9 protein-coding genes and 1 pseudogene are annotated in these 11362 nt (G+C 39.0%); 4 read left to right on the forward strand and 6 right to left on the reverse strand.

The annotated features are described in order from the left end of the window. The 4 genes from Q1553_RS05410 to Q1553_RS05425 all read left to right on the forward strand — a co-directional run. On the forward strand, positions 1-212 hold a 212-nt coding region (locus Q1553_RS05410; RefSeq protein WP_300842797.1), incomplete at its 5' end, for a hypothetical protein. 9 nt (positions 213-221) lie between these two features. Beyond that, the gene (gene asnB / locus Q1553_RS05415) at positions 222-2075 is read left to right on the forward strand and encodes an asparagine synthase (glutamine-hydrolyzing) (protein WP_300668779.1); all 1854 of its coding nucleotides are present in this window, start codon (positions 222-224) and stop codon (positions 2073-2075) included. Further along, complete coding sequence (locus tag Q1553_RS05420; protein ID WP_300692114.1) at positions 2075-2863, forward strand: HesA/MoeB/ThiF family protein; 789 nt, start codon at positions 2075-2077, stop codon at positions 2861-2863. Before asnB ends, Q1553_RS05420 begins: the two co-directional genes overlap by 1 nt. Positions 2864-2894: 31 nt before the next feature. Beyond that, on the forward strand, positions 2895-3917 hold the full coding sequence (locus Q1553_RS05425; RefSeq protein WP_181881662.1) for an SAM-dependent methyltransferase: 1023 nt from the start codon (positions 2895-2897) through the stop codon (positions 3915-3917). Positions 3918-3985: 68 nt separating this feature from the next. Here the strand turns inward: Q1553_RS05425 and Q1553_RS05430 are convergent, their stop codons facing one another. The 6 genes and pseudogenes from Q1553_RS05430 to Q1553_RS05455 form a co-directional block, all read right to left on the reverse strand. Further along, positions 3986-6199 (reverse strand): endonuclease MutS2, encoded by a 2214-nt coding sequence (locus Q1553_RS05430; RefSeq protein ID WP_300668787.1) that lies wholly within the window; start codon positions 6197-6199, stop codon positions 3986-3988. After that, positions 6183-6557: a hypothetical protein gene (locus Q1553_RS05435; RefSeq protein ID WP_115552017.1), complete on the reverse strand. Its 375-nt coding sequence runs from the start codon at positions 6555-6557 to the stop codon at positions 6183-6185. Before Q1553_RS05435 ends, Q1553_RS05430 begins: the two co-directional genes overlap by 17 nt. Further along, positions 6557-7897, reverse strand: coding sequence for a UDP-N-acetylmuramate--L-alanine ligase (gene murC / locus Q1553_RS05440; RefSeq protein ID WP_297579004.1), 1341 nt, complete (start codon positions 7895-7897; stop codon positions 6557-6559). The genes Q1553_RS05435 and murC overlap by 1 nt, the downstream gene beginning before the upstream one ends. Then, on the reverse strand, positions 7888-9030 hold the full coding sequence (locus Q1553_RS05445; RefSeq protein WP_115552015.1) for a succinyldiaminopimelate transaminase: 1143 nt from the start codon (positions 9028-9030) through the stop codon (positions 7888-7890). Before Q1553_RS05445 ends, murC begins: the two co-directional genes overlap by 10 nt. 2 nt (positions 9031-9032) lie before the next feature. After that, positions 9033-10709 (reverse strand): DEAD/DEAH box helicase, encoded by a 1677-nt coding sequence (locus Q1553_RS05450; protein WP_300706662.1) that lies wholly within the window; start codon positions 10707-10709, stop codon positions 9033-9035. A 55-nt stretch (positions 10710-10764) separates the two neighbouring features. Next, a pseudogene (locus Q1553_RS05455) lies at positions 10765-11362 on the reverse strand (hypothetical protein); the annotation flags it as partial.

Consider the following 11362-nt stretch of genomic DNA (forward strand, 5'->3'; position numbering starts at 1 on the left):
AGACAACCATTTATCTTTATGGGGATTTTTATACGCAGGGGATAGATTCACAAGGCGAGGAATCCTTAACGCAAATAAATTTTGGCAAAAATTCCTTGCTGTTAAACACTCATTATCTAAAAAGTAATATGATTCAAATATTGCTTTTTGCAAATTATCCTAATCAAGTAACTGCAAGTGGCGATATTGTGCGTATTTTGCAGTTGCATTAAGGAGTGAAAATGTGTGGAATTGCTGGAGCATTAAATTTTTCCAAGATTCCTTTAGAGGAGGTTTATTCCTTAATGCGCCATCGCGGACCTGATGATAAAGGGGTATTTGAAGCTAAGACGCAAGGAGGACTTTTACAATTTTTTCACGCACGCCTTAGTATTCAAGATTTAAGCACCCTTGCGCGTCAGCCAATGCAACGCGGGGACTTGTGTCTCCTCTTTAATGGAGAGATTTATAATCATCTACAATTGCGTGAGGGTTTAGACTTCGCTTTTCAAACGCATAGTGATACAGAAACTCTTTTGGGGCTTTGGACGCATTTTGGGGAAGCATTTTTGGAGCGTCTAGGTATGCTAGATGGAATGTTTGCCTTTGTTCTTTATGATGCAAAAAATCAAAAGCTTTATTTTGCGCGTGATAGAATGGGCAAAAAACCGCTTTTTTATTACAAGCAAGAATCTAAAATGGTTTTTGCAAGTGAGTTGAACACGATTTGTGGAATCTTGAAATTTTTTAAAATGCCTTTAGAAATAGAGGAGGAGGCGATAAAATTTTATTTAGAAAGCGGGTTTTTTTATCAAGACAGCACTCCTTATAAACAGGTTTTTGCGATTCCTAATGCGCATTATGGAATCTTGAATTTAAATACATTTCAATTAAGCATCAAGCCCTATTTTAAACTAGAGTCTTACTATCAGTTGCCCAAAATTACCAAAGAGCAAGAAGCACTTGAGCAATGTGAAAGCCTATTGAAACAAAGTATTGCGCGACGCATAGAGTCTTCTGATTTGGAAGTGGGAGCGTTTTTAAGTGGCGGGATTGATAGCTCTTTGATTGTGGCTTTGGCTTCACAAATGAAACCTGATTTACGCACCTTTACGATTCGTTTTGAGAATGCTGCGTTTGATGAATCGTATCTTGCGGAACGAACTGCGCACAAGTTTGGCACAAAGCATCAAAGTTTGACGATTAGCACAAATTTAATTCAAGATGTGCCAAAAATCCTACAAGCTTATGGACGTCCCTTTTTTGATAGTTCAGCAATTCCTAGTTTTTATGTGGCAAAAGCTGCAAAGGAGCATTTGAGTGTCGTATTAAATGGAGATGGAGCAGATGAGCTCTTTGGCGGTTATAGAAGATATGTCGGGCATTTGCTTTTGCCAAAGATTCTGCTTTTTAGCGCACTTGCAAGGAGATTGCCAAAGCCTAGCGTGAAACAATCCCTTTATAATTATTTTTATCGTCTTTTGCAAATGGCAGGAGCGTATAAGCAAAATTTTGGTGAATATTATTTGCGCTCTACCACAGATATTTTTGCAGGATTCCATTCTTTTAGGAGTGAGACATTCAATATTTTTCAAAGGGAAGTGGAATCAATGTTCAAGGGTGGATATTCTCCCCTTGCACAGATGTTGCTCTTGGACGCAAAAAATTTGCTTTTGTGTGATTTATTACCCAAAATGGATATTGCGACAATGGCGCATTCTTTGGAAGCGCGTTCACCTTTTCTGTCTAAGGAATTGGTGGAATTTGCGCCGACTTTAGAAGATAATTTAAAGGTGCGTGGTAAGACGACAAAATATTTGCTTAGGAAGCTAGCGCAAAAGTATTTAGATAAGAAAGTCGTTCAAGCTCCTAAAAGAGGCTTTGAAGTGCCGCTTAGTGCGTGGATAGAGGGAGAGCTAAAAGAGCTTGTTTTGGATACTTTGCAAGCACCCCAAATTGCACAAATATTTTTGCCTAAAAATAGGATAGAATCGCTTTGTAATGCGTCTTATAACTATCCTAGAGAAAAACGCGCAAAAATGCTATGGAGTTTGTTTGCGCTTGAAATTTGGAATCAAAAATTTAAGGAAAATTAATGGAATTAAATCAAGAAGACTTAGAGAGATACAACCGCAACATTTTATTAAGCGGAATCGGAGTAGAGGGGCAAACAAAACTTAAAAATTCCCATGTGCTTGTCATAGGAGCAGGTGGGCTTGGTTCTAGTGTGCTTTATTATCTAGCCGCAGCGGGAGTAGGAAATCTTGGCATTTGCGATGGCGATGTAGCGGATTTAAGCAATTTGCAAAGACAGATTTTGCATAATACACAGGATTTGGGCAAGAATAAGGCAGATTCTGCCTATGAGAAACTTAAAGCACTTAATCCTAGTTTGAATTTGCAAGTATTCAAAGAGCATCTGAATGTAGAAAATATCCAAGAGGTGATAAGGGGTTATGATTTGGTAGTTGAAGCCACAGATGCGTTTAGCTCCAAGTTTCTTATCAATGATGCGTGCGTGTTGTTTGGAAAAGTTTTGGTTCGCGCAAGTGCCTTGCATTTCAGCGGGCAGGTGATGAGCGTGAAGCCAAGAGTGAGTGCGTGTTATACTTGCTTGTTTGACGCCCCACCAAAGAGAGAAATGCCTACAGGGGCAAGTGTAGGGATTCTAGGAGCTGTGGCTGGGTTGTTTGGTGTGTTGGAAGCTACGGAGGTGATTAAGATTATTGCAGGTGTCGGAGAGCCGCTTTTTGACAAGCTGCTTACCTGCGATGTTCGTTCAATGGATTTTCGCAAAATTGCTATCAAACGCAATCCAAACTGTCGCGTTTGTGGAGAAAATGGAATCACAAAGCTTGAGAGTGCGTTGTATAAAAAGCCATAAATTAAGCTCATTTACACAAGGAGGCATTGCAATGGAATCACAAAGCTTTGGTGAGTTTATGCAAATGTGGCTTTATGGCGAGGAGGGTTATTATCGCAAAGTGCGTGTGGGTAAGACAGGAGACTTTTATACCAATGTGAGTGTAGGAAAGTTTTTTGGCTTTACTTTGGGGTTTTATTTGCAAGAGATTTTAAAGACGCAAAAGGGTAGAATCGCAATCATAGAAATTGGCAGTGAAAAAGGTGATTTAATCGCAGACATTGCAGAGTTTTTGCACTTAAAAGGGGAAGAAAATGTAGAATTTTGGACCTTAGAACCCTTAAACGAATTGCAAAGAATCCAAAAGGAGAATTTTCACCAAAGACTTAGAATGGAGTTGCAAACCGCAACAAAATTAGAAGATTTCAGTGGCTTAGAGGTTGCATTGTTTGTAAGCAATGAGCTTTTGGACGCTTTTGCTTGCGAGCTAGTTTTCAAAGGAGAAATGGCGTTTGTAGAGGGTGGGGAGTTGGTTTTTAAGGAAATTAATGCAGAAATTTTAGAGCTTGCAAAGGCTTTTAATGTGGAGATTGGAGAGATTCCGCTTGGCGCATTTGAGTTTGTAGAGAATCTTGCGCAAGTTGCACCCAAATGGTTGTTTTTGGGGTTTGATTATGGTGCGCTTATGGCTAGAAATACCTTTTCGCTACGACTTTATGCACAGCATCAAACGCAAAATTTCTTTCCAAATCCCGCTTCTAAGCTTTGCGATTCCACACTTTTAGGATTGTTTGGTAAAGCGGATTTGACTTATGATGTGAATTTTGCACTTTGGCGTGAGGCATTTTTGCGTATTGGTGGGAGGGAATGTTTCTTTTGTGTGCAGAATCGCGCACTTGTGGATATGGGATTGGATAAGATGTGCGAATGGTATATTGCGCATTTTGGGCTAGAGCATTATATGACGCAAAGCTCTAAAATCCGCACTTTGATTTCACCGGGAGCTTTGGGTGAGCGGTTCTTTGGAATGTGTTTTGCAAATTTTGAAATTTCTGCGCACAACAAAGCAATTTGAAACCTAGCCGATTAAGATTTCTGTATGCTAAATTATTGCACCGATAAATCAGCCTATAGCAATGAGTCCTAGAGTTTGACGATTTTTGCACCAAAACCTCCCGCTTTGGGTGGAGCGTCTGTGAAATCCATCACTTTTGGGTGGGATTTGAGAAAATCCCTCACAACTACCGAGAGTCTGCCTGTGCCAATTCCGTGATAAATCAAAACTTCGTCAAAGCCGGCAATGAGACTATTGGAGATAAACTCCTCTAGTTTTTCTATTGCTTCATCGGCTCTTAATCCGTGCAAATCAAGCACAACACTTGCATTTTGGGGAGCTTGAACTTGAATTTTGGTCTGTGGAGGCTTGGGTGCATTGCCATAAGGTTTAATCTCTCTTTTGGAAACTTCTATCTTGATTCCGTCCTCTAGCTCAATGCGCACCTTGTTCTTGTGTAAGCTCAAAATTGTTCCGTGATGATGACGATATTTGATAGATTCACCAACCTTAAAGGCTTGCATTGTTTGTGTGGGTTGCGATTCTTTAGAGTTTGTATTTTTAGCTGCATTTAAAAGCTTGTTTGCAAAGCTGATTTGGCGGTGGATTGCTTGTGGGGATTGCTCTTTGATTGCTGCTTTGGCAGCGTTGATTGCTTCTGTGTAAGAGGATTCTAATTCCTTTTGACGCTTTAAAAATGCTTGTTCTAAGGCTTCTTCTTTGTCCTTTAGATGGATAATTCTTTGCTCTAAGGTTGCGGTTTTTTGTTTGGCTTTTGCGATTTCACTTTGTAGCTTCATCTCTAACCTAGAGGAATTTTCAATCAGTGCATTGAGTTTTTCTTTGTCCTCGCCATAGAGAATCTTTGCTTCATTAACGAGAGATTTTGGGATTCCATAACGCAAGGCTGTTTCAAAGGCGTAAGATTTACCAATTGTTCCGCTTAGGAAGCTAAAGGTTGGCATTTCGCGCTTTTCATCAAAAAGTGCCGCAAGGAGTTGCACGCGAGAATCTCCAGCCATAAGAGCCGCTAACCTTTTGTGATGTGTCGTGATGATGATTTTGCTTCCTTTTTGCATAAGGTTTTCTAGTAGCACCTTAAAGAGGCTCGCGGCTTCATCACTATCCGTGCCAAGCTCTATTTCATCTACGCCGATTAATCCCTCTTTTTCCCTAAGGATTTTGCTAAATTGCAGCATTCTGCCACCAAAGGTTGAAATATCATTTTTGCTATTTTGTGGGTCTTCTAAAATAAGGTTTAAAGCTTTAAAATTGCCAATGCTAGATTTGTGTGCATTGATAGGAAGTGGGATTAAATGTTTTGCCAAAAAAGCCGCACTTAAAATAGATTTTAAAAGCATAGTTTTTCCGCCCGCATTGACGCCTGTTATCATCAAGATTTGTTCTTTAAATTCTAAGCTTACGGATTTGGGATTTTTTAAAGCAGGGTGGCGAAATTCATTCAAAATAATAGTTGAATCCGACTTGGGTGCTAAAAATTCCAAACTCTTGGCGCGAGCGAAATGCAATCTCGCTTGATAGTTATCAAAGCGGTCAAATTCTTTGTTGATGAAGTTTAAAAACAAGAGATGTTTGGTAAGTAAGCTAGAAATTTCGCGACAGAGATAGAAAATCTGCTCTTCTTTTTTGTTGTTTAGCTCATTATGCTTGTCTTTGAGATGGGCGATACTTTGAGGGAGAACATAGAAAAACCCAGATGCAGAGCGATTGAGAATCTGTCCTTTTAAAATATGATGGAATCCCGCCTTTAAAAGCAGGCATTCTTCCCCATTAATCAAATGGATTTGCCTATCTACAAGGTAGGGATTCAGCTTATTTTGATTAAGGATTTGGTTTAGGGTTTGCGAAGTTTCTCTTTTGATGCATTCAATTGCCGCATTGATAGAATCCAATTCTAGGTAAATTCCTTCTTTTAAATTGCCATTTTCCAAAAAGGACTTAGAAACTTCTAAGAGAGAATTAGGAATAAGAATTTGACTAAACCATTCGCCCAAGATTCCCTCGCATTTGAGGCTTTTTAGGTAATTAAAATAGCGGATAATTTTCACAAATTCAAAAATTTCTTCTAGCTTTAAAAACCCAAATTTTTTTAAAAGCGCAAGTTGTGATTCTAGGTTTTGGACAGGCTTTGGAGGCGTAAAATGTAGTGTTTCTAAGGCTTGAATATAGCGCAAGTGGATTTTGCTATCTCCTTGCAAAAACAATTCTTTTGGGCGAGCCAAAAAGCCCTCAAAGCTTTTTAGAAAGCCCTCCAAATCTAGTTGTTTAATGAGATTCTGCATTATTAAGCTTACAAGATTTAAGCGGAATCGTTTTGCGGTGATAATCGCTGTTTTCTTTCCCCATAAGCGTTAAAGTGCCACTAATGAAGTTAAAAGTCGTGCGATTGGTTTCAATATTTTGCGCACCAATTTGACAAACAAGATTTTTACCTTGCAAGAAAAGTTGTGCTAACTCATTGATTTTATCTTCTTTTTGGTCTTGAAAAAAGGTAAAGATTCCAATGCTTGTTGCAATCAATAGAAAGAAAATACCGATGTATATGCGCATTTTGCGGGTAATAAGATGAAATTTAGAAAGAATTTGTGCTAGAAATGCCAAAAGTGCAAGAAAGATAATAAAAAGAATCCAAAAACGCATTAGATTCCACCCCTAAGTGCATAAGTAAGATTACCCGCGTTGAAGCCTACAAGGATTCCATTATTTAGGCATTCTAGAGTTTGATTGTCTTTGATAAGCAAAAGTGTATCTCCCTTGCGCACAATAGAATCCACGAAAAGAGGTTGGTATTTCGCAAAAAGTGTTGGAAAGTCAATAGGAATCGCAGGCTCTCCTACTGCATAAACAGGTAAAATGATGAGCTTATCTACTCCTGCAAAACAATCCACAAAGCCTTGTAGATTATCTGCAATGCGTGAGTATTTATGGGGTTGCCAAATCGCAGTGAGAGGCTGAATATCGGTAAGCTCTTGGTATTTTTGTAAGGCTTTAATTGTGGTGGCAATTTCAGTTGGGTGGTGTGCATAATCATCAACAATTACGCACGGGCTGTGTGTAAGAATATCAAATCGCTTTTTGATTCCGCAATAGTTTTGAATATTTTTAGAAATTTCTTCAAGTGGTAGAATCTGCGCAGCGGCTAAAACCGCTAAAGACGCGTCAATCGCGATATGTTCTCCTAATCCATACACGCTAAACTCACCATAGTCTTTACCTTCGCATACAAGGTGGAATTGTGTTTTTGGGATTCCATTTTCTACAAAGTAAGAAATAGAGCGCAAATCCTGACTTGGATAAAACCGAATACAATGATTGCCCAAATCCTCCAAAGAACCCAAAAAGGAATCCTCTGCGTTGATAATGCAGAGTTTGGAAAGCTTTAGAAAATCCTTGTAGGCTTTGTGGAATTGTCTTAAGTCGTGTGCGTAAGTTTCCATATGCTCTGGTTCTGCATTGGTAACAATCGCGCAAAAAGGGTTACATTCTAAGAAGCTTTTGTCTGATTCGTCCGCTTCAAAGATGACACGATGACTTTTTAGGGCGCGCGTATTGGAGTGAAACTCTTTGCTTTCTGCGCCAATGAGTGCGCTTGCGTCTTTGAGAATCGCGCTTAAAATTGCTGTTGTCGTGCTTTTGCCGTGTGCTCCCGCGACAGCAAAAACTTCTTTGTTGCCCAAAATCATTTTTAACGACTCCTTGCGAGAAAGCACAGGGATTCCTTGTTTGTGTGCTTCTTGCACCTCTATGTTTTCAGGCTTGATAATTGCCGAGTGAATTACTAAGTCTTGCTTGCAAATTGCGTCTTTTGTGTGGGGAATGCTGACTTTGATTCCGATTTGCTTTAATTCTTTGGTTACGCAACCCTCTGTGATGTCTGAACCGCTAACTTCTGCACCTTGCGCACGCAAAAACTTTGCAAGCGCAGAGATTCCAATTCCACCAATCCCAATAAAATGGATTTTTTTGCCATTTAGAGCCACTTTTGCAACCTTAAAAGTGCATCTTTAAGGATAGATTCTTCATAAACTAGCGCAAGACGCACGAAATTCTCACCAGGATTCTCTCCTTTGTTATTTTTCCTTGAGAGGAAGCTACCCGGTAAAACCAAGATATTTTCTTTCATAAGGAGATTTTTTGTCCATTCTAAGTCATTTTGCACAGGTAGCCATACATAAAATGTCTCGTTTGGAACACGAAGATTTGGGATTTTAGCTCCTAAGATTTCTTTGGCTAGTTGTAGGTTTTTGGCATATTGCGCACGCGAAGACTCTGTGTGAGAATCCTCGCTCCAAGCAAATGCGGCAGCATATTGCAAAGGGAGCGGCGAAGCACAACCCACATAAGTGCGGTATTGTAAATAGGGTTTTAAAATATTAGAATCTCCCGCAATAAATCCGCTTCTTAAGCCCGGGGCGGAGGAGCGTTTGGAGATAGAATTGAGCGCAAGGACATTTTTAAATCTTTCGTTGCCAATTTCTAGGCAGGCTTGTAAAATGGAAGTGGGCTTGGAAATGCTGTAAATCTCGCTATAACATTCGTCATTTAAAAGCAAAAAATCATATTCCAAAGCATATTCTACCCATTGTTTCAGCTCCTCAAGGCTTAAAGTTGCGCCTGTGGGGTTGTTGGGAGAATTTAAAATTACCAAATCGCAATCTTGCATTTGTTCTTTTGTAAGGCTAGGTTTAAAGCCATTTTGTGGAGTGAGATTCATATAAATACTTTTTGCTCTTGAGGCAATCGCTGCGCCCTCATAAATCTGATAAAAAGGATTGGGGTGTGCTAGGATAGGATTCTTTTTGTCAAAGAGATAAAATTGCGGGAAGTTAAAAAGCACCTCGCGTGTGCCAAAAGTCGGGATTAGTTCATTGGGGTTTAAGGCGACATTGAAGCGACGTGCAAGAAAGTTTAGCATAGAATCCTTAAGGAATCCCTCGCCCGCAGTTTTTGGGTATTTGTTAAGAAATTCTACCTTTTGACGCAGGATTTCACAAATGTTTTTGGGTGTGTTAAATTGTGGCTCACCAATCGTTAAAGAAATGCGTTCGCCACTTGTTTGGATTCCGCAAATGAGCGAGTTTAACTTTTCAAAAGGATAAGGCTGAAACTCCATTGTCATTTCCTGCTTGGATTTTTGGTGTTTTTTGATTTGAAGTTTTGATTTGAAGTTTTGCGCGTATTGCGTTGATTTTTACTTTGGGATTTTTTTGAGCTTTCTTTATGGGATTCTTGAAAATTCCAATCGTTTTCTTTGGAGGATTTTTGGAATCTTGGATGTTTATTTTCTTTAGAGCCGTTTTTATTTTTATTCTTTCTCTCACTTCTTTCATTCTTTCTATTGTTTATTGTAGGCTTTTTGCGTCCCCCGTTTTCAAGTTGTATTTGTAGATTCTTTAAATCTTTTTTATTTAAACCAATTTTGTTTGGTCCTAGCACTTTAGAATCTTGCAAAACCATAGAAAGAAGCTTACAGACAAGTTGCGTAATATCTGTGTGGGAGCGGATTTGCTCATAAATTCGCAAAGCGTCGTCACTAATGGGGTGTTTTAAGATTTTGTCTAGCAAATTAGAATCTTGTTTGTCCATTGTGTCTTGAATGCTTGGAATCTCATAGAGTTCAATGCTTGCTTTGGTGTTCTCTTTGATTCTTCGGATTTCTTTAAATTCCAAAGGCGTGGCAAGCGTGATTGCAATACCCTTTTTGCCTGCTCTGCCTGTGCGTCCAATCCGATGCACATAGGATTCTGGATTTAAGGGAATATGGAAGTTGAAAACATGGCTTACTCCGCTAATATCCAAGCCACGGGCGGCAATGTCGGTTGCTACAAGGATATTAATGCTAGAATCCTTAAAGGCATTTATTGATTTCACTCTCTCTCTTTGCTCCATATCTCCGTGCAATGCTCCCGCCTTGTAACCACGAGAGAGCAAGCGTTCAGATAAGATGTCCGCTTCTTTTTTCATTCGTGTAAAAATAATCGCTTTACTTGGTATTTCGCTATCAATTAAGCGCACGATTGCGTCTTCGCGTTCGCTTTCATTGATGATGTAGTATCTTTGAGAAATATCCTGATTCGTAGCATCTTCTGGAGTAACCTTGATAAGTTTTGGATTGTTGAGAATCTTTTGAGCTAAATGCTTAATCGGCGTGGGCATAGTAGCAGAGAATAGCAGGGTTTGACGCGCATTAGAAAGATAGGTGAAAATCTCCTCTATATCGTCTAAGAATCCCATATCCAACATTTCATCTGATTCGTCTAGCACAACAACACTAGGGGAAAAGTTTTTAAGTCGTTCATTGCGTAAATGGTCTAGCAATCGTCCGGGTGTTGCGATGATGATTTGAGGTCGCTTTTCTAACAACTCAAGTTGTCGGCGAATGGGTTGCCCACCAAAAAGAGAGACGGTGCGAACTTTGCCATATTTTCCTAGTTTAAAGATTTCATCTCCTACTTGCATTGCAAGCTCTCGTGTGGGTGTAACGATTAAAACTTCAATTTCGCCATTGTGCTTTAGATTGTTGATAAGGGGCAGCCCAAAAGCAGCCGTTTTGCCTGTGCCTGTTTGTGCTTGTGCAATAACATCTAAGCCGTCCAAAATAATTGGAATCGCCTCTTGTTGAATCGGGCTAGGTTCGCTAAAACCAGCCTCTTGAATGCCTTTTAAAATATTTTTTTTGAATCCAAAAGATTCAAATCCGCAGGTGTTGTCCCAGCTATTTTCTGAGCGGAGATTCTGTGTCAGAGGTGCTTTTTTAGCAGGAGACTTTTGTTGTTTTGTTGTTTTGTCCATTGTATTACTTTTGTTAAATTAATTTGTGATTATAGCATAAACTCACAATTTCACTCTAAAAGCCAAAACGATTGGTTGAAACACTTTTTGAAAAGATTTCAAAAGGTGTTTTGGCATTGGCTTTAAAGGCTTTTGCTTCTTGGATAAGCCCTTCGGGACTTTCCCAAATATGCGCACTATCAATATAGATTTTTTCAAAAGTAATCTCATTAATCAGCGAAAAATAAAGCGTGCGTTTATAGGCGATTTTGACAGAATATAATTCATTTTGAAGTAGAATCTTAAGCTTTAAGTTTGTGGATTCTTGTTCATCAGTGGTTACAATGAGAAAATGCTTTCGGTGTTTTTTTTTGATTTTATCTACATAATGATATAGGAGTGTGTCAAGCTCGTTTAGTCGGTCTTTGTTCAAATGTTCCAAGTATTGCTCAATGAAGTAAATCATTGTAGGCACGCGGTCATTATTGGCATTTTTAAAAAAGTTTTTTTGTAATGCCACGGATTTTAAAACTTTGTGGTAAATTTTGTCATTTAAAAGCGTGATACAAATATCCAAGCCGCTTTTGATTTTTTTATAAATTCTCTCATAGGTTTTTTCATAAAGGCTTGTAAAGATTTTGAAATAATGTTCCTCAAAATGTTTTTTTATTTGC

The sequence above is a fragment of the Helicobacter sp. UBA3407 genome (genome assembly GCF_949747025.1).
Lineage (GTDB): Bacteria > Campylobacterota > Campylobacteria > Campylobacterales > Helicobacteraceae > Helicobacter_D > Helicobacter_D ganmani.

Excerpts from the sequence above, each read along its gene's own strand:
- asnB (WP_300668779.1), top strand. The coding sequence starts at position 222 with ATGTGTGGAATTGCTGGAGCATTAAATTTTTCCAAGATTCCTTTAGAG.
- Q1553_RS05420 (WP_300692114.1), top strand. The coding sequence starts at position 2,075 with ATGGAATTAAATCAAGAAGACTTAGAGAGATACAACCGCAACATTTTA.
- Q1553_RS05425 (WP_181881662.1), top strand. The coding sequence starts at position 2,895 with ATGGAATCACAAAGCTTTGGTGAGTTTATGCAAATGTGGCTTTATGGC.
- Q1553_RS05430 (WP_300668787.1), bottom strand. The coding sequence starts at position 6,199 with ATGCAGAATCTCATTAAACAACTAGATTTGGAGGGCTTTCTAAAAAGC.
- Q1553_RS05435 (WP_115552017.1), bottom strand. The coding sequence starts at position 6,557 with ATGCGTTTTTGGATTCTTTTTATTATCTTTCTTGCACTTTTGGCATTT.
- Q1553_RS05445 (WP_115552015.1), bottom strand. The coding sequence starts at position 9,030 with ATGGAGTTTCAGCCTTATCCTTTTGAAAAGTTAAACTCGCTCATTTGC.
- Q1553_RS05450 (WP_300706662.1), bottom strand. The coding sequence starts at position 10,709 with ATGGACAAAACAACAAAACAACAAAAGTCTCCTGCTAAAAAAGCACCT.